At 38.7% G+C, this 25,476-nt stretch carries 25 protein-coding genes; 9 read left to right on the forward strand and 16 right to left on the reverse strand.

Translation table 11 applies throughout. The features are described from left to right. On the reverse strand, positions 1–215 hold a 215-nt coding region (locus AC0NBN_RS15675; protein ID WP_474468783.1), incomplete at its 3' end, for a DUF6428 family protein. A gap of 70 nt (positions 216–285) precedes the next feature. After that, positions 286–618, reverse strand: a complete 333-nt coding sequence (locus tag AC0NBN_RS15680) for an ArsR/SmtB family transcription factor (protein WP_078798971.1) — start codon at positions 616–618, stop codon at positions 286–288. Between the two features lie 217 nt (positions 619–835). On the opposite strand from AC0NBN_RS15680, the gene AC0NBN_RS15685 reads away from it, so the two are divergent. Both AC0NBN_RS15685 and AC0NBN_RS15690 read left to right on the forward strand, forming a co-directional pair. After that, complete coding sequence (locus AC0NBN_RS15685) at positions 836–1,273, forward strand: DUF1896 domain-containing protein (RefSeq protein WP_160813493.1); 438 nt, start codon at positions 836–838, stop codon at positions 1,271–1,273. Continuing rightward, positions 1,260–6,695, forward strand: coding sequence for an N-6 DNA methylase (locus AC0NBN_RS15690; RefSeq protein ID WP_160813495.1), 5,436 nt, complete (start codon positions 1,260–1,262; stop codon positions 6,693–6,695). Before AC0NBN_RS15685 ends, AC0NBN_RS15690 begins: the two co-directional genes overlap by 14 nt. A gap of 9 nt (positions 6,696–6,704) precedes the next feature. Here AC0NBN_RS15690 and AC0NBN_RS15695 read toward each other — a convergent pair whose 3' ends face one another. The 11 genes from AC0NBN_RS15695 to mobA all read right to left on the reverse strand — a co-directional run bounded on the left by AC0NBN_RS15695 (position 6,705) and on the right by mobA (position 17,876). After that, positions 6,705–7,517, reverse strand: coding sequence for an RteC domain-containing protein (locus AC0NBN_RS15695; RefSeq protein ID WP_074230253.1), 813 nt, complete (start codon positions 7,515–7,517; stop codon positions 6,705–6,707). Then, the gene (locus tag AC0NBN_RS15700; RefSeq protein WP_074229645.1) at positions 7,510–8,433 is read right to left on the reverse strand and encodes an FAD-dependent oxidoreductase; all 924 of its coding nucleotides are present in this window, start codon (positions 8,431–8,433) and stop codon (positions 7,510–7,512) included. Before AC0NBN_RS15700 ends, AC0NBN_RS15695 begins: the two co-directional genes overlap by 8 nt. A gap of 64 nt (positions 8,434–8,497) precedes the next feature. Continuing rightward, a complete protein-coding gene (gene merA / locus AC0NBN_RS15705) occupies positions 8,498–10,237 on the reverse strand; it encodes a mercury(II) reductase (protein WP_074229644.1) in 1,740 nt (579 codons plus the stop codon). Positions 10,238–10,316: 79 nt separating this feature from the next. Next, positions 10,317–11,024: a hypothetical protein gene (locus AC0NBN_RS15710; protein ID WP_074229643.1), complete on the reverse strand. Its 708-nt coding sequence runs from the start codon at positions 11,022–11,024 to the stop codon at positions 10,317–10,319. A gap of 196 nt (positions 11,025–11,220) precedes the next feature. Next, complete coding sequence (locus AC0NBN_RS15715; RefSeq protein ID WP_407476263.1) at positions 11,221–12,003, reverse strand: hypothetical protein; 783 nt, start codon at positions 12,001–12,003, stop codon at positions 11,221–11,223. Positions 12,004–12,153: 150 nt separating this feature from the next. After that, positions 12,154–12,507, reverse strand: coding sequence for a heavy-metal-associated domain-containing protein (locus tag AC0NBN_RS15720; protein WP_074229641.1), 354 nt, complete (start codon positions 12,505–12,507; stop codon positions 12,154–12,156). Positions 12,508–12,580: 73 nt separating this feature from the next. After that, positions 12,581–13,204, reverse strand: coding sequence for a mercuric transport protein MerTP (gene merTP / locus AC0NBN_RS15725; RefSeq protein WP_074229640.1), 624 nt, complete (start codon positions 13,202–13,204; stop codon positions 12,581–12,583). After that, on the reverse strand, positions 13,201–13,581 hold the full coding sequence (locus AC0NBN_RS15730; protein WP_160811948.1) for a metalloregulator ArsR/SmtB family transcription factor: 381 nt from the start codon (positions 13,579–13,581) through the stop codon (positions 13,201–13,203). Before AC0NBN_RS15730 ends, merTP begins: the two co-directional genes overlap by 4 nt. A gap of 476 nt (positions 13,582–14,057) precedes the next feature. Then, entirely contained in the window at positions 14,058–16,049 is a 1,992-nt protein-coding gene (gene mobC / locus AC0NBN_RS15735) for a conjugal transfer protein MobC (protein WP_074229638.1), read from the reverse strand. A 101-nt stretch (positions 16,050–16,150) separates the two neighbouring features. Then, on the reverse strand, positions 16,151–17,437 hold the full coding sequence (gene mobB, locus AC0NBN_RS15740; protein WP_160811949.1) for a conjugal transfer protein MobB: 1,287 nt from the start codon (positions 17,435–17,437) through the stop codon (positions 16,151–16,153). A gap of 7 nt (positions 17,438–17,444) precedes the next feature. After that, positions 17,445–17,876 carry a conjugal transfer protein MobA gene (mobA, locus tag AC0NBN_RS15745; protein WP_026763222.1) on the reverse strand — a complete coding sequence of 144 codons (432 nt, stop codon included), beginning with the start codon at positions 17,874–17,876 and terminating at the stop codon, positions 17,445–17,447. A 699-nt stretch (positions 17,877–18,575) separates the two neighbouring features. Here mobA and AC0NBN_RS15750 point away from each other — a divergent pair. From AC0NBN_RS15750 to AC0NBN_RS15765, 4 genes are read left to right on the forward strand one after another with little or no spacing between them, the layout of a single operon-like run. Then, entirely contained in the window at positions 18,576–19,343 is a 768-nt protein-coding gene (locus AC0NBN_RS15750; protein WP_019974889.1) for a ParA family protein, read from the forward strand. A 12-nt stretch (positions 19,344–19,355) separates the two neighbouring features. Next, entirely contained in the window at positions 19,356–19,760 is a 405-nt protein-coding gene (locus AC0NBN_RS15755; protein ID WP_066434606.1) for a DUF3408 domain-containing protein, read from the forward strand. After that, positions 19,760–20,065 (forward strand): DUF3408 domain-containing protein, encoded by a 306-nt coding sequence (locus tag AC0NBN_RS15760; protein WP_066434593.1) that lies wholly within the window; start codon positions 19,760–19,762, stop codon positions 20,063–20,065. Before AC0NBN_RS15755 ends, AC0NBN_RS15760 begins: the two co-directional genes overlap by 1 nt. Before the next feature lie 12 nt (positions 20,066–20,077). Further along, positions 20,078–20,713 (forward strand): conjugal transfer protein TraD, encoded by a 636-nt coding sequence (locus tag AC0NBN_RS15765; RefSeq protein ID WP_160811950.1) that lies wholly within the window; start codon positions 20,078–20,080, stop codon positions 20,711–20,713. A 56-nt stretch (positions 20,714–20,769) separates the two neighbouring features. On the opposite strand, the gene AC0NBN_RS15770 is transcribed toward AC0NBN_RS15765, so the two are convergent. Genes AC0NBN_RS15770 through AC0NBN_RS15780 form a run of 3 tightly spaced genes read right to left on the reverse strand, consistent with a single transcriptional unit; the run spans position 20,770 to position 24,087 of the window. Beyond that, complete coding sequence (locus tag AC0NBN_RS15770) at positions 20,770–22,524, reverse strand: ATP-binding protein (protein WP_026357461.1); 1,755 nt, start codon at positions 22,522–22,524, stop codon at positions 20,770–20,772. A 2-nt stretch (positions 22,525–22,526) separates the two neighbouring features. Next, positions 22,527–23,732: an SIR2 family protein gene (locus AC0NBN_RS15775; protein WP_019974894.1), complete on the reverse strand. Its 1,206-nt coding sequence runs from the start codon at positions 23,730–23,732 to the stop codon at positions 22,527–22,529. A gap of 55 nt (positions 23,733–23,787) precedes the next feature. Further along, on the reverse strand, positions 23,788–24,087 hold the full coding sequence (locus tag AC0NBN_RS15780) for a helix-turn-helix domain-containing protein (RefSeq protein ID WP_019974895.1): 300 nt from the start codon (positions 24,085–24,087) through the stop codon (positions 23,788–23,790). A gap of 204 nt (positions 24,088–24,291) precedes the next feature. Between AC0NBN_RS15780 and AC0NBN_RS15785 the strand changes: the two genes are divergently transcribed. The 3 genes from AC0NBN_RS15785 to AC0NBN_RS15795 form a co-directional block, all read left to right on the forward strand. After that, a complete protein-coding gene (locus AC0NBN_RS15785) occupies positions 24,292–24,597 on the forward strand; it encodes a DUF4134 domain-containing protein (RefSeq protein ID WP_002979435.1) in 306 nt (101 codons plus the stop codon). Positions 24,598–24,608: 11 nt separating this feature from the next. Continuing rightward, positions 24,609–24,941, forward strand: a complete 333-nt coding sequence (locus tag AC0NBN_RS15790) for a DUF4133 domain-containing protein (RefSeq protein WP_019974897.1) — start codon at positions 24,609–24,611, stop codon at positions 24,939–24,941. After that, the coding region (locus AC0NBN_RS15795) for a TraG family conjugative transposon ATPase (RefSeq protein WP_160811951.1) at positions 24,938–25,476 on the forward strand (539 nt) is incomplete at its 3' end. The genes AC0NBN_RS15790 and AC0NBN_RS15795, both read left to right, overlap by 4 nt.

Consider the following 25,476-nt stretch of genomic DNA (forward strand, 5'->3'; position numbering starts at 1 on the left):
CCTGGTTTCAATCTATGTTCATAATCGTTGGCATTCCATAGCTGAAAGTTTACTACTTTTTCATTGCGGATTACACCGCCGCAATCAATAAAATTTTTATTGATTTGTCCCACTTCGGTAACGTGGAAATGTTCGGGAACAGGCGTTCCGTTCTCTAACTGAAATTCAACATTCTCTAATGTTGGTAACATTTCTTTGATTTTTGATAGTTTCATATTAACTGAATTTTAAGTAGCACAATAAATGTTATATTGCAATATAACGATGTTAAATATTAAAAAAATGCTATGGGCAGCACTTGGTTACTTTTACCTCCTGATTGAAAAACGCATTAAATTCCTCTTGAATTTCATTCCATACTTTTTCATCAATACAATAGCAAACAGATTTTCCCTCAATCGTTCCCTGAACGATACCGATGTTTTTTAATTCCTTTAGATGTTGTGAAATGGTTGCCTGTGCCAACCCTAATTCCTCAACCAAATCGTTACAGATGCAGGCATCTTGATTGATGATATATTGAAGTATAGCAATCCTTGCAGGATGCGCCAAAACCTTAAATCGAGAAGCCAGCTTATTCTGTTGGTCTGTAAATATTTCTGATTTGGTAAGTCCCATAGTTTACACTTTTACATCGCAATATTACGATAATAAGTTTAAACACAAAAGTAGTTTATGAAAAAATATTCAAATCTTAATTCTTTTCAAGTTTCTATTTCAATTTACTAAGTGGTAAAACCCTACCTCTCAAAGCCAAACCCTGCCACTTCTGCAAAGGGGCTCATCTACTGCTATAATTTTAGGCTTCAAGTAAAATTCTAAGCAAAATTATAGTATGGATACACAGCAAAAAGACCTATCGTATTTCAGGTTACGATTACAAGAATTATTAAATACCAGCTTTCCCGAAAAAGCAAATGACCAAAAATTTATTGAGCAACGTTCTTCGTGGGGCGCCAATGCTTACGAGGGGGCTTTTAGTTCGGGAAACGCTATTGAGCAATGCAACGAAATAGCCAATTACATACTTTTTGAGGGCTTGCACTTCTCCAAATTCGACACCGTTTTTCAGGTGGTATGCAATGAGTTTGATACCATAATGGCAGATGAGGAACTGCGACCGTTCGCCCTGAAAATGTTCGCGGTTTGTGAGCCTGTTTTCTCCGGCTACCAGCTAACCGATGATTTCGCTTATAACACAGAGTACGACCTGCTCTATACCGAAATAACCGGAACCATCGCAATATGGATAGAGGAAAATGGGCTTCAGTAAAAAGCAACATCTCCAACAGAACATTGATGCCCTGCGAATTGCTTTTAAACTGGAAAAGGAGAAACGACAAGCCACCGTAGGCGAAAGACTGCTAATGATGCAATACAGCGGATTTGGCGGTCTTAAATTCGTGTTGAACCCCATAGCGAACGAAATAGACATCAATAATTGGAGAAAAACAGAACACGACCTTTTCCCGATTACGCAGGAACTCCACCAACTACTCAAAGAAAATTCAGAAGACGAAAAGCAATACCGCAGGTATGTGGACAGTATGAAAAGCTCCGTACTGACGGCTTTTTATACACCGCCACAGGTCATAGATGCGATTTCCGCAACTTTGCGTGAAAGCGGTCTGAACATTGATAAATTCCTCGAACCCTCCGCAGGTATCGGGTCTTTCATACAATCCTTTTCAGAAAATAAAAAAGCCAGTGTTACTGCTTATGAAAAGGATTTGCTCACAGGCAAGATTTTAAAACAGCTTTATCCCGAAAGCAATATTCGTGTAAGCGGTTTTGAGGAAATCCCCGAAAAGGGACAAAACAGCTTTGATGTAATCGCCAGTAATATTCCATTTGGCGATACTTCCGTTTTCGACCTTTCCTATTCCCGAAGCAGGGACAGTGCAAAAGTACAGGCAGCCCGAAGCATACACAATTACTTCTTTCTGAAAGGTGGTGATATGCTCCGTGAGGGCGGTTTGCTGGCTTACATTACTTCACAGGGCATTCTGAATAGTCCGAAGAACGAGCCGATACGCAGGGCGTTGATGCAGGATAATAATTTGGTTTCGGCTGTCCGCTTACCCAACAACCTGTTTACGGAATATGCAGGTACGGAAGTCGGCAGTGATTTGATTATCCTGCAAAAGAATACGGGAAAACAAAACTTGACCGAAGCCGAAGAACTGTTTTGCCAAAGCAGGCAAACGGAATACAACACTCCGGGCAATGCGCTCTTTCAGGACAGCACAAGGATTGTGCATACCGACCGCAAATTAGATACCGACCCTTACGGACAACCTGCACTCATCTATACTCATAAAGACGGTGTTAACGGAATTGCCCAAGACCTCAAACAAATGCTTACGGATGATTTTGGTAAGCACCTGAATTTGAATTTATACAAAGGCGAACGGAACGATGAGCCTGCATTACAAATTCCTGTTACACCAACACCAACGGTTACACCTCCGGTTATCGAACCTGTAACCATTCAGCCGGAAATACAATCTTTATCTGTTCCTATAATCAATCGGGAAAGTCCGCAGGAATTAAAGCAACTAAGCATTTTCGACTTGTTTGAAAATGTGGACGAGCCTGTAATGGTTGCTGCTCCATCCAAAAAAACGACACAAGTTAAAAGGCAAAGCACCAACAAAAGAAGAGGTGCAATAGGTCGCCAACCTGACCTGTTCAGCAGTGCGATGCAGCAACCTTATACGCCTCCGATTACCAATAGAACTGCCAACGGAAGCCCATCTACCAATGGCAAAAAACAGGAAGCTATCGGCGACCTGTTTTCACAAATAAACGGGAATGGCCAAGCTGATAAGCCAGCCGTTCCCAATACCATTCCCGAACCTGCTCCTTATAGTGGCGAACTGCAATCGTACCACCGTAACGATTGTCTTGTTGTGGATAATGGTTGGGTCGGTCATCTGCAAGATGTAGATACATCAGACGGTACGGCAGTTTTCCACCCTTTGCAGTTACCGACCTTACAGAAAGCAAGAGCCGAAGCGTACATTGCTGTACGTGATGTTTACCAAGACCTTTACAATAAAGAGGCAAAGTTTCAGACCGAATACAAGGAAGAAAGGGAAACCCTTAACCGCCTTTACGATGCCTTTGTCAAAAGGTACGGAAACCTTAACAGTGCCGATAATATCAAGCTCATCAAAGCGGATAGTTCCGGCAAGGAAATCCCTTATTTGGAGCGTGTTGTTGGTGGCGTGGTACACAAAGCGGATATATTCAGCCGTCCGGTAAGTTTCTCCACCTTAACAATAGCAACGGACAATCCCGAAGAAGCGTTAGCGGCTTCGCTGAACAAATACGGAAGCGTGGATTTGGACTATATGTCCGAAATCAGCGGTATTACCGATGATGCTTTGAAAGAAGCCTTACACGGTCGCATTTACTACAATCCTTTGCAAAAGGAATATGAAATATCCGAACGCTGGATTGCAGGAAACGTAGTAGAGAAAGCCCAAGAGGTACTGAACTACATTGAAAACAATCCCAATGATACTGAAGCCAAAACAAGCCTTACCGTTTTGGAAGAAGCCCGACCAAGACGAATTGAGTTTGAGGAACTCGATTTTAATTTGGGCGAACGCTGGATACCCACTGGCATTTATGCCCGCTTTGCTTCACATCTTTTTGATACGGACGTACTCGTTCATTACTCTGAAAGCTCCGATGACTTTTCAGTAAAGTGCGACCGTAAGAATTTGCATATATGGGAAAAATACGCTGTCAAAGCTGAAAGCAGAACGTTTGACGGGATTGCCCTGCTCAAACACGCATTGGTTAATACCACGCCGGATATTACCAAAAAAGTAATGGTTGGCGACCAAGAGGTCAAGGTGCGGGATATGGAAGCCATACAAATGGCGAATACCAAGATTGACGAAATCCGTACCGCCTTTACCGAATGGCTCCACGCCCAAAATGATGAGTTTAAAAGCAGGCTGACCGACCAATACAACGATACTTTTAACTGCTTCGTCCGACCGAACTATGACGGAACGCATCAGGACTTTCCGGGCTTAGACCGTAAGGCATTGGGCATTGAAGACCTGTATTCAAGCCAAAAGGACACGGTTTGGATGATAAAGCTGAACAACGGTGCTATCTGCGACCACGAAGTAGGTGCAGGAAAAACGTTGGTTATGTGTACGGCAGCACAGGAAATGAAGCGTTTGGGACTGGCACACAAACCGATGATTATCGGTCTGAAAAGCAACGTTCACGAAATTGCCGAAGCCTACCGCACCGCTTACCCACACGCTAAAATCCTGTTTCCGGGCAAAGAAGATTTTACGCCCCAAAAACGCCTGCGGATATTCGGCGATATTAAAAACAACGATTGGGATTGTGTAATCCTCACACACGACCAATTTGGTATGATACCGCAGTCGCCCGAAATTCAAAAGGAAATACTCGAAATCGAATTGGACAGCGTAGAGCGTAACCTCGATGCCCTGCAATCGCAAGGCAAGGAAGTTACAAGGGGAATGCTTGCCGGAGTAATCAAGCGGAAAGAGAACCTCGAAGTGAAGCTCAAAACCCTGCAACACGATATTGAAAACCGCAAAGATGATGTGGTTGACTTTAAGATGATGGGCATTGACCATTTGTTCGTTGATGAAAGCCACCAGTTCAAAAACCTAATGTTCAATACAAGACATACAAGGGTTGCCGGATTGGGCAATGTGGACGGTAGCCAAAAGGCATTGAACCTGCTCTTTGCTATCCGTACCATTCAGGAACGCATCAATGCGGATATGGGAGCAACTTTCCTTTCGGGAACGACCATAAGCAATTCACTTACGGAACTGTACCTACTTTTTAAGTACCTGCGACCAAGAGCATTGGAAAAACAAGGCATTCACTCTTTTGATGCGTGGGCTGCTATTTATGCAAGAAAAACGACCGATTATGAATTTTCGGTAGCTAACAATATTGTAGCAAAAGAACGTTTCCGATACTTTATCAAAGTGCCGGAGCTGGCACAATTCTACTCGGAAATCACGGATTACCGAACGGCAAAAGATATAGGTATTGACCGCCCCAATAAGAACGAGGTATTGTATAACATACCGCCTACTCCAGACCAGGAAGATTTTATCAAAAAGCTAATGGAGTTTGCCAAAACAGGAAATGCTACCTTATTAGGAAGAGAACCTTTATCACAAAGCGAAGAAAAAGCAAAGATGCTTATCGCAACGGACTACGCCCGTAAAATGTCTTTGGATATGCGGATGGTAAGCGGTGCGTATGATGACCACCCCGATAATAAGGCTTCGCATTGTGCGGCAAACATTGCCAAGTATTACAACCAATACAACGCACAGAAAGGAACGCAGTTCATTTTCTCCGATTTGGGAACCTACAAGCCGGGCGAATGGAATGTGTACTCCGAAATCAAACGCAAGCTCGTGGAAGACCACGGCATACCTGCACACGAAGTCCGGTTTATACAAGAGGCTAAAAATGATAAGCAACGCAAGGAACTTATCAAAGGAATGAACGAGGGCAAAATCCGTGTACTGTTCGGTTCTACAAGTATGTTGGGTACAGGTGTGAATGCACAAAAAAGAGCAGTTGCCGTTCATCATTTAGATACACCGTGGCGACCAAGCGACCTTGCCCAAAGGGACGGTCGGGCAGTCCGAAAAGGCAATGAGATTGCCAAGTTCTTTGCCGACAACAAAGTAGATGTAATTATCTATGCCGTAGAAAAATCACTGGATAGCTACAAGTTTAACCTGCTGTACAATAAACAGCTATTTATAGACCAATTAAAAAACAACAATCTCGGCAAACGGACTATTGACGAGGGCAGTATGGACGAAAAATCGGGAATGAACTTTTCGGAATACGTGGCTATCCTTTCGGGAAATACCGACCTTTTGGATAAAGCCAAATTAGAAAAACAGATTGCCGGATTGGAAAGCGAAAAACAGGCGTTTAACCGTTCCAAGTTCAGTGCCAAATACAAGCTGCAAGACTTTACGGAATTGCTGGATAGTACGCAATCCCGACTAAACAGAATGAGCCTTGATTGGGAAAACTTACAGCAACGCATACAAAAACGTTCGGATGGTACAATTGCAAATCCTGTACAGTTGGACGGTTTACCGCCCAATGAGGATATTAAAAAAATAGGTGTAAAGCTCAACCAGCTTGCGGACAAAGCCCGCACCGGAGGTCAGTATGAAGAAATCGGTAGTTTGTACGGATTTACGCTGTTGGTAAAAACCGAAATGTCCGAAAAGGAGGGCGTGGATATACGGGTAAACCGCTTTTTAGTGCAGGGAGAGGGCAATATCAAATATACCTACAACAACGGTTTAATTGCTAAAGATGAAAAGCTGGCGGCTATGAACTTCCTAAATGCACTGGAGAAATTGCCCGGCTATATCGAGCAGGAGCAAAAGAAAATTGCTGAAATACAAAAAGACCTGCCTATACTTCAGGAAGTGGTTAACGGTACGTGGTCTAAGGAAAGCCGATTAAGTGAGCTTAAAACGGAACTGGCTGCCGTAGAAAGAAAGATACAGCTATCAATAGAGCCTGTAAAACAAAGCGAAGAACCTGCTGAGCAGGTAGAAAAACGGAAAGAAGCCCCAGACTTTTCAGAAAGTAATGTACGAACTAAAAGCATTTATGTACCTCGTGGCGTACTGTAATGATGTTGTTTATTGTTCTTCCATTTTCTTTATCAGTGCTTCACACAGGCTATCAAGAAATTTTGTTCGATTTATCTTGCGGGCTTTCAATTCCATAAACGTGTGGTAAAAATCGCCTAACTCAATATTAAAAGTATCTTCAAAAATTTTGGCAATCAATTTTATATCTGTATTCCCATTGTTAAATACACCATGGGAATACAGTGCATAAATAAGCTCTGTGAGTGCTGTTTTGCTTCCTGTCCAATTGAGTGAAGAAGTGTCGGGTATCTTAGTAAGATTACTATTTAACTGACCTTCAAGATAAACTTGTATGAGGTCATTAGCAATTATTTTAGCAACTTTATAATCGTGTGAAGTAGAAAAACGATGGTCAGCTTCAAAATAAAAAGTGTCCAACCACAGCCTTATGTCGTGTTTTCCCCGCACAAAAAATTTCTCATCAATGAAAGAATTATTGCTGCGATAATACTTGTAAAAATCAAGGTTGTTATCAAAGAATTTTTTGAGCTTGTTTATTTCTTTGTTCAGAAATTTTTTAACCTGTTTTTCTCCATAAGGTTTTTTTGTTTCGATTTTATAAACAGCATTATAGTAAATGAGCTTTGAAACAATAACAGGTTTCTGATATTTGAAAAAATAGATTTCTGCCTCCATATCTTTAAAGTCGTTTTTTAGTACAAACTCCTTTAAATCTGAAAGGCTTTTAATGATAAGCTGTATAATCGCTTCAATCCTTTTTATAGGGTTGTCAATCTCAATCTCCTGTTCCTGAATTGCAGTTTCCAATTTACGATATGTCTCATTGTAAAATTTATCCATACGCTTCATTTTGAAATTCATGATAGTACCTTGCACCGTCACCGCAAGAATATACATTCGGGTTGGATATACTCTGCATATACTCATTCACGGCTATTCCATTATTTTTAAAAGAAACATTCACCTTTTCTAAACCCATATCATCTATATCTGCGGTTCTTCCAGCAGCATGTACCACAAGAGAAGTAGCGAAGTTTAATTCATTTCCTCCCTGCACAGCATGAACTACAAAGTGATTATTTTCTTTGACTATGCTTATTGCCTCAGTGTTTAATTTAATCTGAATGACTAGTTTAACCATGTCAGCATCAAATTTTCCCAAGGGCATCTCCCCCCTGTGAAGAATAACTACTTTCACCCCAAAACGCGAAACAATATGTGCAAATTCAAAAGTTATATAACCACCCCCGATAAACAAAATGTCTTCTAGTAATTCTTTCAGTTCTAAAAAAGCGGTGCTATCGATGAGGAAATTTTCTCTAGGTATATTGATACTCCGTGGTTTGGCTCCGTTTGCAATAACAAACTTTTTTGCTTGTAAAATATTTTCGTTTATTTGAATGGTATTTTTAGAAACGAATTTTGCTTTGCCGTGATACATTCCAACGTCTGCTCTTTTTAATCCGACTTCAGTTTCAGATATTTTTGGTTCTGTAAAACTCTTTTTAAACCGCATCAAATCTTTCAATGAAGATGTGGTAGAAGTTGTGATGCCTTTTCCCTCCAATTGTTTATTGAGCGTCAATACATGCACTAGGCCGACCAAAACTTTTTCAGGGTCACACCCTCTCAAAGCGCAAGTGCCTCCATAGGGTTGGTAATCAATGATAGCAGTTTTTTTATCTGCTGCTGCACAACGCTTGGCTACGTTACTTCCCGAACCTGTGCCTATCACTATTACATCAAATTTTTCCATTTCAAATACTTCAATTTTTTAAAATATTTTCGCAAAATAATAACAAAGATCCTTTTTGGCTTTATCAAGTGGCACAACAGCTCAGTTTTGCCACATCTTTCCCAAAAGTAATTGCAGCCAATTTGATGCCTTCCCCTAAAGTCAAATAAGGATAAAAGCTTTCTGCTAATTCTTTTACGGTTATTCCATATTTGATTGCCATACTCAATTGTTGAATAAGTTCTCCGCCTTCGGGTGCTACTATTCTTGCTCCGATTAGTTTGTCGGTCTCGGTGTTGCGAATAAGCTTTATAAAACCTCTTGTGTCATTTGCTGCAATGGCTCTCGGCACGTCTTTCAATTCTATTTTAGAAACTTCAAACGGAATATTTTGCAGTTCAGCTTGTGCTTCGTCCAAGCCTGCACCTGCTACTTGCGGGTCAGTAAATACTACCCAAGGTAAAGAAGAGTAATCTGCTTTATTTTCACTTCCTGAAAAAGCATTTTCTACGGCAATTTTTCCTTCAAAAGCGGCTGTGTAAACAAAAGCGGGTGTGTTGGTAACATCGCCCACAGCATAAATATTAGGTAAATTTGTTTCCATTTTTTCGTTTACCAAAATGTGTCCTGTTTTATCAAGTTCCAAACCAATATTTTGCAATCCTAATTTTTGTATATTGGGTGTTGTGCCAGATGCCACTACAATTTTTCCTTTTTCTATAATTTGTGTAAAAGAACCGTCAGGGCATTTACAATGGATAATAGTTTCATTTCCTTTTTTATCAAATTTTACTGCTCTAAAATTTGGCAGGATTTCTATACCTTCGTTACGCATTTGTGTTTCCAAGGCTTCGCTGATGTCAGGAGTTTGTGTTCTTAAAACTCTATCTGTAAATTCGATAATACGCACTTTTACACCCAAACGATTATATGCCATAGCTAATTCCAAACCGATGTACCCTGCTCCCATAATAGTGATGCTTTCGGGTTTTTCTTCTAAATCAAAAAGCGAGACATTGGTCAGGTAGCCAATTTCATTCAATCCTTCAATGTTTGGGATATTGGTAGTCGCACCAGTGGCAATGATGAATTTCAAAGCTGTATATTCTGTTTTACTATCCACAACAATTGTTTTGTTGTCTTTAAACTCTGCCCAACCTGTTACCATTTTCAGGTTTTCAAAATCGCTTACCACATCCATATATTTTTTTTCTTGAAGTGTGGCAACCAATTTTTTCTTGTCTTTGATAACCTGTGCAAAATCAATATCAACTCCTTTTGGTTTAATACCTGTAAAGTTGGAATGTGTGGAGTGATAAGCAGTTTCTCCAGCACGGATTAAATTTTTAGATGGTACACAACCTACATTTACGCAAGTTCCTCCGAAATCTAATCCGCCGTTTACCATCAAGGTTGATAGTCCTAAACTTTCGGCTTTGATAGCTGCTGAAAATGCAGCCGAACCACCACCAATAATGATTAAATCAAAATGGCTGCTATTTTGTAAAGAACTATCTTTTTGTGTAGCGCAACAATCCTCTTTTTTGATTTCGCTTTTTACTTTGTAGTTTTTTGTTTCGTTGATTGTATTTACAATTTCTTCTTTACTTGTTTTTGAAGGATCAAACGAACATTCGCAACTGCCACTTTGATAACTTACTTTGGCTTCTGTTACACCTTCATTTTTTAAAAGCATTTTTTCAATGCCTGTTGCACAATGGTCGCAGGTCATGCCCGAAATTTCAAGTAATAGTTTTTCTTCAGTAACAGCTTTGCCATTTTTATGTTCGGCTCCGTTACCTATTATATTTTTTATGAAATTCATTTTTAATTAAATTTTACTTAGATTATTTTTTTGAACAGCATCCTTTCTTTTCACAGTTTTTATCGGATGAATTTCCCTTTTAACAACAGCTTTTCGACTTGCTTTTATCTTTTTCTGTTGGTCTTAAACCCATGCCAATCGCTTCTTTCAATGCCGTCATTTCTGATTCGTTCAGGTATTTTTGCCCTATGGAAAGCAAATCTCCCTCTATCTGCTTTTCAATATCATTTTCCACTTTCTGCTCGTTATTGTTAATGGCTGAACCATAATTTTTGGTGAAACGATTTTTAAATGCCTGGATAAATTCCGTTTTAAGGTTTTCAGCTTTTTCTTTGCTTAACGGGGTTTTGGCATTTACACGGCTAATCAGGCGATCTGCAATAATGCCGGCTTCTTCCATACTGAGTTTGTCAACATCGGTATTTCGATACCAGTTTTGTTTATTGGCAAAATCAGCCATCAATGTTTTTTCTTCCTCACCGGAAACGGCAGTTACATTCAATTTATTTTCCGTGAAAACCGCATTTGCAACAGATGTGCGCAAGTCTGGTGTCGTATTTTCTTTCCATACTAATGCAATCACTGTACCTGTTCGGTTCAGCCAGGCTTCAGTCACTACGTCGCTTTTATTTTCCAAACTAAGCAGCACAGGTTTGGCTTTGCTGCCACAACCAATTTGAGGTGCTGCGGCACATACCAAAGGAGCTTTATAAAAGCTGATGTTACTTTTAGTATTCGGGGCTTCTTTTGCTGAGAGAAGGGCACCTGCTACAATTAACTTTTTCATTTTTTATTAGTTTTATTATTTTTATTATTTTTAGAAAATGGTTTTAACATTATCAACGCTACCAACAGCGCACCACAACAAATAAGATGAAGCCACATAAGTTTTTACAGGATTGACTATTTGATTTTACGCCTTTGTATTGGGCTTAATAACTTCAATGGCTTTAATCAGTTCTTCGGGTTTGGTTTTGGCGGCATCATACTTTACTATGGCAACTCTTTTCACAGTTTTTATCGGATGAATTTTCCTTTGAACAACAGCTTTTCGACTTGCTTTTATCTTTTTCTGTTGGTCTTAAACCCATATCAATTGCTTCTTTCAATGCCGTCATCTCTGATTCGTTCAGGTATTTTTGCCCGATAGAAAACAAATCTCCCTCTATCTGATTTGCCACTTTCTGCTCTTTATTGTCATTGGCTGAGCCATAACTTTTGGTGAAACGATTTTTAAATGCCTGGATAAATTCCGTTTTAAGGTTTTCAGCTTTTTCTTTGCTTAACGGGGTTTTGGCATTTACACGGCTAATCAGGCGATCTGCAATAATGCCGGCTTCTTCCATACTGAGTTTGTCAACATCGGTATTTCGATACCAGTTTTGTTTATTGGCAAAATCAGCCATCAATGTTTTTTCTTCCTCACCGGAAACGGCAGTTACATTCAATTTATTTTCCGTGAAAACCGCATTTGCAACAGATGTGCGCAAGTCTGGTGTCGTATTTTCTTTCCATACTACTGCAATCACTGTACCTGTTCGGTTCAGCCAGGCTTCAGTCACTACGTCGCTTTTATTTTCCAAACTAAGCAGCACAGGTTTGGCTTTGCTGCCACAACCAATTTGAGGTGCTGCGGGACATACCAAAGGAGTTTTATAAAAGCTGATGTTACTTTCAGTATTCGGGGCTTCTTTATTGCCAGAAACGAAAGAGTAAATGACGATTGCTACTAAGAGAAGGGCACCTGCTACAATTAATTTTTTCATTTTTTTTTATTTTTATTTATTTTTATTATTTTTTTATTTTTATTATTTTTAGAAAATGGTTTTAACATTATCAACGCTACCAACAGCACACACCACAACAAATAAGATGAAGCCACATAAGTTTTTCCAGACTTTATTGACTATTTGAGTTTACACCTTTGTATTGTGCTTAATAACTTCAGCTTGGTATCCTGCTTCCTCAATGGCTTTAATCAGTTCTTCGGGTTTGGTTTTGGCGACATCATACTTTATTATGGCGACATCACCCGGATACTCAACTGATTGTTCTATAACACCATTTACATTTTTCAGAGCTTTTGATACATGGTTTGCGCATCCGGCACAGGTCATTCCTGTAATTTTTAACTTAACAGTTTTACTATTTCTCTGATTATTGTTTTCAGTAATTGCTTTTTTGTTTGATGAAGCAGCACAACATTGTGCATTTGTTTGAAAGGATAGTAGTATAAATCCAATGATTGAGATTAAAAAATATTTTTTCATTATGCTTTTTTTATAAATGATTAAAAAAAATTGCACCCATTTGGGTCGCAAATGTATCCTGCTATCCGTGTGCTTAATTTTCTAAAGTTGCTGCTTCGCCAGAAACTTTGTAACCTGTAGCATCAATAGACTTGATAATTGCTTCCTTGTTAGTTTTACTGTTATCAAATTTTACATCAGCAGTTCCATTAGTACTGTTAGCAGAAACACTTACAATTCCTGGTAATTCATTCACTGCGTGTTTTACATGTTCTTCGCAACTTGCGCAAGTCATTCCACTTACATTAAATTTTACTTCTTGTATGTTATCAGAAGAAATTACAACTATTTCTTTGTCTGCTTTCGGATAGAAAATATGTCCATAATAAGGGAAAGCCATCATCAGAAATGCAAATACTGTTACAATTCCTAAAAACTTTTTAGTTTGCATAAAAGGCGGTTTCTCATCTTCTTCACAAGCACATTCTATTTCTTCGGCAGTGCGTGGTTTGAGTTTTTGATACCAAGCAAAACCCAATACTAAAACGGTAATACCAAGTAAATACGGTCTTACAGGTTCTAACCACGAAAAGGATGACACAATTCCTCCTGCACCTGATATCAGGGCTAAAACTGGTGTAATGCAACAAAGTGATGCTGCAATGGCTGATAAGATACTTGCTCCCGCAAGTTTTCCTGATTTTGATTTTTTATTCATGCAAGTTCTTTTTTTGATTTATTGTTAATAATGATTTTGAAAAAAGGATGTAGTAGTCTTAGATGTTCTGCTTTAAGAGAATAAAAAATTGTTTGTCCTGAACGTCTGGCTTCTATTACATCGCCATCTTTCATTTTTCTTAAATGTTGAGAAATTGCTGGCACGCTCATACCCATAATATCAGCAAGGTCGCAAGGGCAAAGTTCGTCTTCTTCTTCAAGTAGGAACATGATTTTAAGTCTTACTTCATTGCCAGCCAATGCTAACAAACTACTTAATTGGTTAAAAGCTTGAGCATTGGACTGCAGTTTTTCTCTGCATTGTTCTATTTGAGTTTGGTCAGTAAATATTCTAATACACGATTTTGTTTTTCCCATATCTTTTTAATTATTGATTGAATAACGCAGCAAATATACAAATAGTTTTCTTATTTAAGCAAATGCTTAAAAGAAATATGATTAATTTACCCTCTTTAGCATTTAATTATAATACTGTTACCAGGAAGCTATTCTTATGAGTGTGTTATTCTGTCCATTTGGTTATTTTTTAACATTATTTTGAATAACACCCAAGTTTACGGGCAAACTAAATCTTTGGAAGTTTATTGTCCGACGCCAAAGTAGTTTCTATTCTTTATTGATAAAATAGGCTGTCATATAACCATTTACGTTTACTAAAATCATCCGGCTAAGGCTTACAGCCTAAAAAGCTTTCTGTTTCGGCATTATACAGTTCAAAAAGCAAAGGTCAGCTAAGAAGGAGGCAATCAAATTTTACTTATTTGTACTATTATGTGTGTTCGTAACATCCATAATAGTACAATCTTCTCACTAGAGTATTAGTATCTTCATTATTACATCAGATGCTGCAAATCAGGGTCATTCTTAATGCGCTCTATTTCACTTTCTATAATATGAAGAATATCTAATTTTATATGCTTGTAATTACTTTCAATTTTCTGCTTCATCTTATCCTCGCCGTGTTCATTTACAAAAGACAAGATTTGCGGTATTTGCTGATAAGCTTTTGTTTCGGCAGCTACCTTTTCATTATCCACTACTATTTCAGCGTGAAATATCTTTTGCTCGATACGTTCATCAAAATTATCCGATACTGAGCCTACAAACATTCCCTGTGTTAAGGTTGAAATCTTTGAAGCCGGAATAAGGCTATCTAATTGGGTGGAAACAGAAGTTGAAGTATCATTTCTGTTGATCGATATGCTCTGACGTTTCTGCAGTACTTTCCCGAAACGTTCCGAAAGGCTTTTTGCTGTTTCTCCAACCACCTGACCACTGAAAATATTACCAACAGTATTCTGAATAACTTTGGCTTCTTTGTCCCCGTAATCCCTTATCAATTGAGAGAAATCCTGAAAACCCAAACAAACTGCAACTTTATTACTTCTTGCTGTTGCAATCAGGTTATCCAGCCCTCTGAAATAAATTGTAGGTAACTCATCTATAATAACGGAACTTTTTAATTGCCCTTTCTTATTTATCAATTTTACAATCCTCGAATTGTACAAGCCCAAAGCTGCGGAATAAATATTTTGCCTGTCAGGATTATTGCCTACGCACAAAATTTTCGGTTCTTTCGGGTTATTGATGTCGAGCGTAAAATCATCGCCTGTCATTACCCAGTATAATTGCGGACTAATCATTCTTGATAGCGGAATTTTTGCTGATGCTATTTGTCCTTGTAATTGGTCTTGTGCACCGCTTTGCCACGCATCCATAAAGGGCGATAGATAGTTTTCTAAATCGGGGTATGAGGTTAAAATAGTGAACACGTCCGAATACTTTTTATTCAGTAATTCAATGGCGTGTGGGAATGTACAATACTTGCCATTTTCGTAGATTTTCAGATACCAAATAATAGCAGCCAAAAGAATGATTGGGCTTTCTACGAAAAAATCCCCTTGCTTTTGTATCCACGACCTGTTGAGGTTTAGCATTATGGTATATGCTGCTTCGTAAGCATCTGAAATGTCCGTCATAAAGTCGGGATTGAGTGGATTACAACGGTGGCTCTTGCGTGGATCGTCAAAGTTAATGACGTAAAATTTCGGCTGAACTTTGTACTTATCCCGATGCTTTAGTAAATGATTGTAGGCAATGGTTGAAAGATCGTCAAACTTGAAATCGTAGATGTACATACTAAAGCCTTTTTCTATCTGTTGCTTGATGTAATTGTTTACGATCGCATATGATTTTCCAGAACCCGGAGTACCCAATACGATTGATGCCCTGAAAGGATTTACAATGTTTATCCAACCGTTGTTCCATTTTCCTTTGTAGTAAAACTTAGTGGGTAAGTTAACAGAATATTCATTTTCCATCAGCTTTGTTTCTTGCTGAAAGCTCTCGTTCTCATTATTAAAAACATCATCCATCAAGTTAGTACGGAGCAATCGGCTCATCCATACACCTGCCATAAGAAAGGCGATATATCCTAATGAGATAGTAAGAATATACAGAAATGTGCCTACTGCTGGAGATAGCTTTAACAACAGTGTATTTAAAAAGAACAGAACAAAACCAATACTCAAAGCCACGTAAATTTTAGGCCAGGTTATCCTTTCATTCTTTACGCCTTTTGTTCCTAAACAACTCAAAGCCAACAAAACCAAAGCGAATACTTTGGTATATAAGCTATGTGAAAACAAACCCGCTGTTCTGTCGAAATTGCCTAATATCTTATTGATTACTTCCAATGTCCAGCCACGTTCTAAAAAGAAACCGTAACAGAACCAATAAAGGTGCATCAACACCAAAAGAATACTGACTGCCCGCATAAAAGCCATTATTTTGGCAAGTCCTCTTAAATCGTCTTCTCCCTGCATTATCTTAAGTTTTAATGTTCGGGCGTGAATTTAAAGGCGATATAGTATGGCTTTAAGAATGTGGCAGTCAATGGCGTTCTGTGGCAGTGTTTGGCTAAATATTACTTCTGACCTCTTTGTCGTTTTCTTTTCTTCTTCATCTTATTAGCAAAGTTCTGCTCTTCATGATCTTCGCCCTGGGCTTCGGGCAGTAAACCGCCCAATGCTTCAATTAAACCGTCTTCGTGTTTGCCCGTGGTTAAGAAGTCGAACAAATGATGTGGTTCTTCCATAGGAAGATCTGTATCATTTGATGTGGATATTTTTGGTTGTGATATGATAGGCTCTTTAATATCTGGTTTGATGTTATTGTTCCAATAATCATTAAAAATATTGGCAGAAAGCTCTTTTCCTAAGCGTGAACCGTTCCAAACCACTTTGGAATTGTGGTCTATAAAAGTTATCCCATATATACGTCCGGTATCATTCCGGCGTACTACTACGTTAATGCCCTGTTTCCTTAACTGCTTTTTAAAAGCCTGCTCATCACTTGTAGTGTGCAAAGCAATCGTAATGGCAGATTTTAGTGTCTGTTTTGTTGGGGTATCTTTCAAAGCGATTTTACATTTTACAAAATGCAATTCCAAAGCTGGAAGTCCTGCGCTCTTTCCGAATAACGAAGCCTTGAATGGATGTCCAACTCTTTCGCCTTTTTCATTTAGTGGAATATATAATAGGCCTTGTTGCATTTTTCCTTGCAATTCGCCCTCAATTTTTTCGGTTGTAATATTGAACAGGGAAAGCAAGGCATTGTATTCGCCTAATGTTTGATATTGGTAGTAATTTGGCAGGTGACGAATAACCGAAGCAATTTGACTTTTTACATCTCCAGCTTGGTAATTCACTGGATGGAAAACCTTATCATTCTGATTACGCTTTTTTTCTGTAGCAGGTATCAAGTTGTATTTTTTTTCTAGCTCACGGCATACATTCATAGACCGAATTTTCTCGAATTTGTCCGAAATCTTTTTACCCTGCTCATCCACGCAAACCGATACAATGTGTATGTGGCTGCGGTCAATATCAGTATGTTTGAACACTATAAAAGGCTGTTCACCATATCCCATTTCCTTCATATATAGTTCTGCCATTTCCCTAAACTTATCATCGCTTACTTTGTCATTCGGGTCGGGATTGAGTGAAATATGCAATGTGTGTTTCTCGGTATTGCGGTTCGCTATCAGGTAAGGAGCAAAAGACTGGGCTAATTGGGCAACGGAATAATGACCGCTTGCGGTTTCAATCATCTTGTTGGCAAACAAAATCTGCCCGTTTTCATTCTCCACTTTAAGCTGATTGTACGCCAATGCCCCGTATAAATTTCCGCTTCTTCCGATTTTCGCTATCACTATTACATTATTTTTTTAGGTGTTCTTCCTCAAATTTTTCGGTAATCTGAATGATTTTCTGACACAGCATTGCCATTTCAGCCGTCTGTTTTTCCAGTTTGTACAGAAACGCAGCCGCCTTTTTCTCGGAAAAATTCTTGTACAACAGCTTTACAATTTGGTTATAGTTCACACCGATGGAACGGAACTGGCTGTGAAAAGAGGTCAGCCGCATATAAAAATCAACCGTTCCCTTGTCAATCTGGATGGTCTTTATGGTCTTGTCAAAGATGCAGGACGTTATAAAGTGCGCCTTTACCTGCATACCTGATTTATCAAAAAGGGCAAGAAAACGGGCGTGTTCCTGCTCGTTAAAGGAAATCGTATAGCGAATGGTCGCCGGGTCTTCTTTGGGGCGGCGTCCTGTCTTTTTCAATTGCTTTTTGTTGTTATCGTTCATCACTAATCCATTTTAAAATCCATACAAAACCCTGACTTCGGAAGGTGTTTTCTGCCCCCTGCAAAGGGCAAGTTGTTTTGAGCATCGGAAATCATTCCGAGATGCTCAAAACACAACTTGCCGTGTTCCGTTGAACACAAAAATCCGCCCTTCGGGACGGATTAAATGTAACAGGGAAAACGGCTCGATGCCGTTCCCGTTACCCTCCATTTTGTCAAAAGACTTTTGCATAAATCCGTTAATAATAATCATTGTACAAAGTAAAGCCCTACCTGTAAGAGTATTGCAATGCGATACCCGGACAAAGACTGCCTTTGAGTGCCAAACACTGCCACACCTCAATCAGCGGATAAATCAATCGCTTTATTTGCCGTATAATTTTAGTGCAGGTAGTAAAAAATGTATTTCGACAAAGAAGAAAATCAGGTTTGCAAACAGGCAGTTTGGAATAAAAGCATAAGGTTTTAAAAGCATAAAACAATAAAAGTGTAAAAGCATAAAAGCGGTAAAGCAATTTACCTATTGTAAGGTTTGCCACTTGCTAAAGAATGTGCCTGACAAGGCAAAAATGAAAGCAAATACCTGTGCAGGAAAGTACGCAAAAGGGAATGCAGGAATATAGGAATGAGGTAATAATCAGATAAACCAATATTCAATCCTGCAAAACAAATAAAGTGTGTAACAATAAATTTTTAAATAATGGAAACAACAAAGAAAACTTTAAAAATCAGCTTCTCCACCCAAAAAGGCGGTGTGGGAAAATCTACAATGACCACCTTGCTGGCAAGTGTGCTTCACTACCGTTTAGGTTTTAATGTGCTGGTGATGGACTGCGACTTTCCGCAACACAGCCTGACCAATATGCGTGAACGGGATAAGAGAACCATAATGCAGAACGACTACCATAAAAAGGCGGCAATGAAGCAGTTTCAAGCCATCAACAAAAAAGCGTACCCGATTATCAAATGCAAGGCTGAAACAGCTCTGGAGAAAGCATCGGAATACAGAAGCCAGTCGGCGGTTGTGCCGGATGTTATTTTCTTCGACCTGCCGGGAACAGCCAATACCAAAGGTGTACTGACAACCTTAAAAAAAATGGACTTCATCTTTTCGCCCATTACTGCCGACCGTTTGGTAGTGGAAAGTACATTGGGCTTTACCAAAGCCTTTCTCGGACTTCCCCAAACGGACGAGGGCAATCCCGAACAAGAGATGTGGCTGTTCTGGAACCAAGTGGATGGCAGGGAAAAAACAGGTTTGTATGATGCGTATCAAAGTGTCATCAAAGAACTCAACCTGCCCATAATGGAAACAAGGATAATGGACAGCAAGCGTTTCCGAAAGGAAACAGACGACACAGGCAGTTATGTATTCAGGTCAAGTTTGCTGCCTGCCGAACCACAGTTAATGAAAGCAACTAAAATGGATTTGTTTGTCGAGGAATTTTTAAAAATCACTCATCTATAAAAATAGTAAAGTATGGCTTCAGATAACAAAAACAACGATTTTGAAAAGCCCAATGTTGATGAGGAATACCTTATGAACGTCATAAGCGGCGATGAGCCTGTTGCTCCACCGACCATTAACAAAAAGCAGGATGTACCAAAGGAAAACAAGCCCAGGGAAAAAGCCCGTAACAGTTCATCAAAGAAAGCGGACTACGAGGAAACGTTTTTGGTCAATCGTTTTCCATCGGGGCGTAATGGCAAGGTCGTTTACATACGCCCTGAATACCACGAAAGATTGCTCCGCATCGTTCAACTGACAAGGGAAGAAAGAACAACGCTCTACTCTTACATTGACAATATTCTTGAACATCATTTCAGGGAGTACGGGGACGATATTACCGATTATTTCAATGAACATTTTAAACCCATTCTATAATGAAGAAAGATAAAAAGAACAGGAATACTGTTGCAGCCGGCAGCAACTCCGATACAGTTAGCAATACAGCTAAAACAACCTATGAAAACGCATTTATGCAAATGAATAAAATGCAGAAAAGAGGCAATAAAAGCATATACCTAAGTCCTGAACATCACGAGCGTTTAACCCGCATAGTCCAGATTATAGGCGATGATAAAATACCCTTGTTTGCCTATCTCAATAATATTCTTGAACATCATTTTAAAGTATTTGAAGATATGATTACAAAAGAGTTCAACGAAAAGTACAAAGGCTTGTTTTAAAAAACCTACGTTATGGAAATAGTAATTGTGATATGCCTGCTGATAGTCATTGTCCTGCTTTTACAGGATAAGATTGTCATTAAGAAAAGGACAAAACAAGTACCTCCGCAGAAGAAAGTCAATCCGAACCTGCCCGATATTATGGGGCAGCCAAAATCCGTAGAACGCCTTTCAATGCCAAACGCTGCCAATGAACGCCAAATTGAGGAACCGGAGATAAACCCCGCTAATTTAGACATTGAATACGACGAAAATGAAAACGTCGGCATTCAAATCCGCAAGGAAGAGCTGGACGAAGTTTTCAGTAATATACCTGATTTGGAGGAAGAGGAAGAAGATTGGAACAGGTACGGAATATCCGGTGGCGATGACGGTTTTGCCCAAGGGGTTACCTTTGAAGAACTAAGCTCCGTGGGGGTGTTGCTCCAAAAAGAAGAATTGGAACCAGCCCAAAAGGAAACAGCGATAGCCATAGTTCAAAAAATACAGGGAACCGAATTATTCAGCCTATTGGAGAATTCTATGGAAGATGCTTCCCGAAGAATAGCCGAGCTTTTGGATAGCACCCTTTCATCTGAAACGGAAGACAGTTCTTCCACTTTGCGGAAAAGTGATTTGAGTGATTTTGACATTGGGGAGTTTGTTTAGGCAAGCTCCCTTTTGTATGTTAGACACAAATTAAAAATTGTTCAAACGCTATAAAACTAAGTGCCCGCTATTTTTACAAATTTTGGAGTATCGAACTTCGGTGTAATTGTTGGCATATCTACTTTGACTGATATTGGCATTGGAAAATCAACTCCCATAATAATTGCTTCTCCTGACCCTAAAGATGGTAAAAAAGAAAGAGTTTCTTTATTGGCAGTCGAGCAAGCACTCGCGATTGCTTCCTTATCTTGATAATTTATCAGCCTATGAGTAATGAATGTTCCCATTTGACTTAGCGTACCAACAGGAATATCTCTTGGCATTTGTGTTGATAAACATAGAAATAATCCATATTTACGACTTTCTTTAGCAATGTTATCAAAAGCATTTAATTCTGTGCTTTCAAAATATTCATCCTTAATTTTCTTGTTTAAAAACTGATGGGCTTCATCTACAAAGAGAATTAGAGGATTTTCTCTGAAAATATTAGTTCGAGCTTTATTCAATAAGTATCTTCCCAATGAATTTGCCAAGATTTCTCTTGCCTGAAAATTATAAGGTACATTTTCAAAACCAATTCTTAAAATATTTAATTCTGGATTATTCAAAAACTCGTCTATCTTGGTTATTAGGTTATTTGTGGTTGGAGCATTAAATCCAAACATACCGGAATAATCATTGTCCGATATTACATTGTTAACACGCATTATTAAACTCGTTGCATTTCCATAATTTCTTTCATCTCTATTGTTTGCCCAACGGTCGTTGAATATTTGAAAACATTCATTCCCTATTTGCCTGTGGAGTAGATTTATACTGAAATTATTTATTGTGAAATCTTCTATAATAGATTTATAAGTAAAGTAGGCATTATTATATGCCGCAGTAATATTATTTTGTTTTACAACTAATCCATTATTTATAACTACTTGCTGACCCCTGAATGTAAAAGTATCGTTAGTTCCATCATTATTATGTCCATTATTAGGAATATTCCCTAATAAGCAATGTGCAACTTTTAACGACTTAATAGCTTCCAATAAAACGGGTTGCTGTACTTGTCCTGATGGTCTGAACAGAACGAATAAATCATTAATGGTTAAATTCTGATATGGAAAATAGCTTTCTGAAATCAGTGTTGAATGGTCAACTTTTGGATGAGCATCAAATGTAGAGTATTCTCCCGTTGGGTCTAAGATTATAGCTTTTGCTCCGGTTTCTATAACTCCCTCAATAAATTTGCTGATGGTATAACTTTTCCCTCCTCCTGTTGTACCAACAACCGCACAATGACGACTAAATATCGCTTGCAAAGAAATATCTACGGGAACATTTTTATCGTATATCAAATTCCCCATTCTAAAAGTAGGAGAATGTTCGATATTTTCGGGTTTTATGCCAAAGGTTTTGAAATGTGTAGAAAGAAATTCCGACGAACAAATGAATACCTTAGAACCAATGAGTGGGAGGCTATTTATCCCTTTTTCTATTCTACTCGGGTCAAACAAATCAAATGATAAAAGAATTTCTATTCTTCCTACTGGATGAAATGCTTTAGTTGAAAAAGTTCTTTCACTTAATTCCAACCGTTCTTTTTCAGGTAACGATATTTCCAACATTTTTCCCAGAAAACCTTTTTCCTCTCCCTCAACAACAATATAGTTTCCTACAAGTCCACCTCTCAACACTTCTGCGTGGTGAACAAATGTTTTCATCAAAACAGAAGACGGGAAATGCACTTTCACAAATGCAGGGGATACAAAATTTACATACCCAAGAAAATGACTGTGATTAAAGGGGCTATTGCTCATATCTAACTATTAGGGATATTAATTACTATTTGTCGTGTATCTTCCTGATTGTAAGATTTTAAGTCAGGATAATTCTTAGCGAAATCCTCAAAGGTTTCTGAAACAATAGATATATTGGAATATTTGTTTGCAGCATCAATAAAGGGTTTCATATTTTCGTTGGTTTCATCTATCCCTTTATTTACAATCATCAATTGAAAGCCTGGATTTTGTTCCAAGGCTTCGATGATTGCGGTTACGATATGTTTATCCCCGAAACTAAAGCCTATTGTAATAAGGAAAACATTCTCCTTTCTCAAATTGGACTGGAACCTCGACATCATTTCAAAATACGGCTGTTCATAAGAGCTTTCATATTTTGATTGATGTGGATATATCATCAATGGTTCGTCAGGTTCTTCTTTTTGTATAATCTTGTTGTCTTGCTTTTCCCAATTTACAGAACCGTGTAATTTGTACAAATGGAAAACTTTTTGAATAAAATTGTCTTCTTCTTTTACTCTACTTTGATTGCGGGAAACAATATCGTAATCATAATTACGCCCACTAAATATTCTTGGTTGAGAAAATGAAAACCCGTCTATAACAACAAAATTGCTTTCACAAGCTGATTGTTCAAACATTAGGTCATAATTCAATGTAAACAGCTTAAATCTTGGTAAAGTAACTTTGCGTTTCGTTATTTTATTTAATAAGAGCGTATGTGGCGAATTATCTGGCAAACTCAATTGACAGGCTTCTTTGATAAAATCTTTAATTTTGTTTACACAATCCTCAATATCTATATCCTCTTTGGGTATATATGGTATAGCAGGTGTTGCCATAGAAAGAACCTTTTCTAAATTCTTTACTATAGAGCCATCATCCCATTTTTCATCGTAGCCAATAGTTTCAAGTAACTTTCCAAAAACATCGGCTGTTAAAAGAGCTTCCGCATCATCCCATAAATTTGCCATCGACTTACCCAACTTCCCATCTTTTCCCCAACCAATAGATGACCCTGCACCAGTTAGAAGTAATAAATTCTCAAACTGATTATTTAGAGTTTGGGAGTATTTATTCCTATTTGTTGCAATTGCATAATCAATTCTATTTTCGGTACTTTCTTTGAAATCGTGAAGTTTGCCGTCGATATATACTTTTATATCAGTAGCATCACTATCATCATAAGCAACAGAACTGTTATTGTTGAGTAAAATGTATTTCATATTCGCATATTTTATTTGTTAACCTTTTTATTGCCAAAGAAGAGTTGTTAAAAACCTAATCTGCATTATTCTTGATTGCATTTAATTCTTTTAAAACAATTTTTAAAGCCTGCTTTCCTATTTCTTTATCGTCAATAAGTCCCTTTATTTTATCTGAAAACCATAAAACCAATAGCTCATCAATTGGGGTATTCAAAAATTCTGCAAGCTTTTCGATGTGTTTTCTTGGCAATGGTCTTTCTTCATTTTCGACTTTACTGATAAAAGCACTATCCAGTTCCAATGCAGCCCCAACTTCCCGTAGGAACAATCCTTTACTTTCTCTTAGTCTTTTTATGTGTTTTCCAAATGCCATTTTGCTTTTTTAAGACTTGTCTAAATATGTCAAATTTAAGCAAAATAGTTTAATAAATACGGATTTAGACTTTCTATAAAGCCACTCACTGCCAAATCATTCCTTTGACTGCCACTTTATTATAACGCCCTGATTTCTGAAACACCTTTGTTCCGAAAGTCCGCAAGGTGCGGGATAACAATAACAAATTAATGTGTTTCAATTATGGAAAAACAGAGAAAAAAAGTTTTGCTGGCAGCCGTGGCTATGCTGTCAGGAATTGGTGCGTTCGCACAGGGAAACGGCTCGGCAGGTATCAACGAGGCTACCCAAATGGTAACTTCCTATTTCGACCCCGCAACCCAATTAATCTACGCCATCGGTGCGGTCGTGGGCTTGATAGGGGGCGTTAAAGTTTACAATAAGTTCAGTTCGGGCGACCCCGACACATCGAAGACTGCGGCAAGCTGGTTCGGTGCGTGTATCTTCTTAATCGTAGCGGCTACCATCCTGCGTTCATTCTTCCTTTAATCCTTTGCTTTATGAACAATTACAACATAAACAAAGGCATTGGCAGGACAGTGGAATTTAAGGGACTGAAAGCACAATACCTGTTCATTTTCGCTGGCGGACTGCTCGGTACGCTCATCCTCGTGATGATACTGTATATGGCAGGCGTAAACTCTTACATCTGCCTGTTCCTCGGAGCAGGCGGTGCTTCGCTCATTGTGTGGCAGACCTTTTCACTAAACAGGAAGTACGGCGAACACGGGCTAATGAAAATCGGAGCAGGAAAAAGACATCCCCGATACATCATTTGTCGCAAGCCTGTACACCGCTATCTGAAATTCACTCCTAAATCGAATGCCCTATGAGAAACGTTGCAAAGACAACAACGCTGGAAAACAAATTTCCTTTGTTGGCAGTAGAAAACAACTGCATCCTTTCCAAAGATGCGGACATTACCGCCTGCTTTGAGGTTCGTTTGCCGGAACTGTTTACGGTAGCATCGGCGGAATACGAAGCTATTCACTCCGCCTGGCATAAGGCTATCAAGACCTTGCCGGATTTTACGGTCATCCACAAACAGGATTGGTACATCAAAGAAAGCTATGCTCCCGATTTGGCAAAGGAAGACCAAAGTTTTTTGGCTAAATCCTACCAACGCCATTTTAATGAGCGACCATTTCTGAACCATTATTGTTACCTGTTCCTGACCAAGACCACTAAGGAAAGAATGCGTATGCAAAGCAACTTCAGTTCGCTTTGCAAAGGTACGCTCATACCAAAGGAAATCAGGAACAAGGAAACGATACACCGCTTTATGGAAGCGGTGGCACAGTTTGAGCGTATCGTGAACGATAGCGGTTTCATAACCCTGCAACGCCTTACCGAAGATGAAATCATCGG

The sequence above is a fragment of the Chryseobacterium sp. L12 genome, assembly GCF_056133985.1.

Bases quoted from the DNA above. Each gene is read 5' to 3' on its own strand.
- AC0NBN_RS15680 (WP_078798971.1), bottom strand. From the start codon at position 618: ATGGGACTTACCAAATCAGAAATATTTACAGACCAACAGAATAAGCTG.
- AC0NBN_RS15685 (WP_160813493.1), top strand. From the start codon at position 836: ATGGATACACAGCAAAAAGACCTATCGTATTTCAGGTTACGATTACAA.
- AC0NBN_RS15690 (WP_160813495.1), top strand. From the start codon at position 1,260: ATGGGCTTCAGTAAAAAGCAACATCTCCAACAGAACATTGATGCCCTG.
- AC0NBN_RS15695 (WP_074230253.1), bottom strand. From the start codon at position 7,517: ATGGATAAATTTTACAATGAGACATATCGTAAATTGGAAACTGCAATT.
- AC0NBN_RS15700 (WP_074229645.1), bottom strand. From the start codon at position 8,433: ATGGAAAAATTTGATGTAATAGTGATAGGCACAGGTTCGGGAAGTAAC.
- merA (WP_074229644.1), bottom strand. From the start codon at position 10,237: ATGAATTTCATAAAAAATATAATAGGTAACGGAGCCGAACATAAAAAT.
- AC0NBN_RS15710 (WP_074229643.1), bottom strand. From the start codon at position 11,024: ATGAAAAAGTTAATTGTAGCAGGTGCCCTTCTCTCAGCAAAAGAAGCC.
- AC0NBN_RS15715 (WP_407476263.1), bottom strand. From the start codon at position 12,003: ATGAAAAAATTAATTGTAGCAGGTGCCCTTCTCTTAGTAGCAATCGTC.
- AC0NBN_RS15720 (WP_074229641.1), bottom strand. From the start codon at position 12,507: ATGAAAAAATATTTTTTAATCTCAATCATTGGATTTATACTACTATCC.
- merTP (WP_074229640.1), bottom strand. From the start codon at position 13,204: ATGAATAAAAAATCAAAATCAGGAAAACTTGCGGGAGCAAGTATCTTA.
- AC0NBN_RS15730 (WP_160811948.1), bottom strand. From the start codon at position 13,581: ATGGGAAAAACAAAATCGTGTATTAGAATATTTACTGACCAAACTCAA.
- mobC (WP_074229638.1), bottom strand. From the start codon at position 16,049: ATGCAGGGAGAAGACGATTTAAGAGGACTTGCCAAAATAATGGCTTTT.
- mobA (WP_026763222.1), bottom strand. From the start codon at position 17,876: ATGAACGATAACAACAAAAAGCAATTGAAAAAGACAGGACGCCGCCCC.
- AC0NBN_RS15750 (WP_019974889.1), top strand. From the start codon at position 18,576: ATGGAAACAACAAAGAAAACTTTAAAAATCAGCTTCTCCACCCAAAAA.
- AC0NBN_RS15755 (WP_066434606.1), top strand. From the start codon at position 19,356: ATGGCTTCAGATAACAAAAACAACGATTTTGAAAAGCCCAATGTTGAT.
- AC0NBN_RS15760 (WP_066434593.1), top strand. From the start codon at position 19,760: ATGAAGAAAGATAAAAAGAACAGGAATACTGTTGCAGCCGGCAGCAAC.
- AC0NBN_RS15765 (WP_160811950.1), top strand. From the start codon at position 20,078: ATGGAAATAGTAATTGTGATATGCCTGCTGATAGTCATTGTCCTGCTT.
- AC0NBN_RS15770 (WP_026357461.1), bottom strand. From the start codon at position 22,524: ATGAGCAATAGCCCCTTTAATCACAGTCATTTTCTTGGGTATGTAAAT.
- AC0NBN_RS15775 (WP_019974894.1), bottom strand. From the start codon at position 23,732: ATGAAATACATTTTACTCAACAATAACAGTTCTGTTGCTTATGATGAT.
- AC0NBN_RS15780 (WP_019974895.1), bottom strand. From the start codon at position 24,087: ATGGCATTTGGAAAACACATAAAAAGACTAAGAGAAAGTAAAGGATTG.
- AC0NBN_RS15785 (WP_002979435.1), top strand. From the start codon at position 24,292: ATGGAAAAACAGAGAAAAAAAGTTTTGCTGGCAGCCGTGGCTATGCTG.
- AC0NBN_RS15790 (WP_019974897.1), top strand. From the start codon at position 24,609: ATGAACAATTACAACATAAACAAAGGCATTGGCAGGACAGTGGAATTT.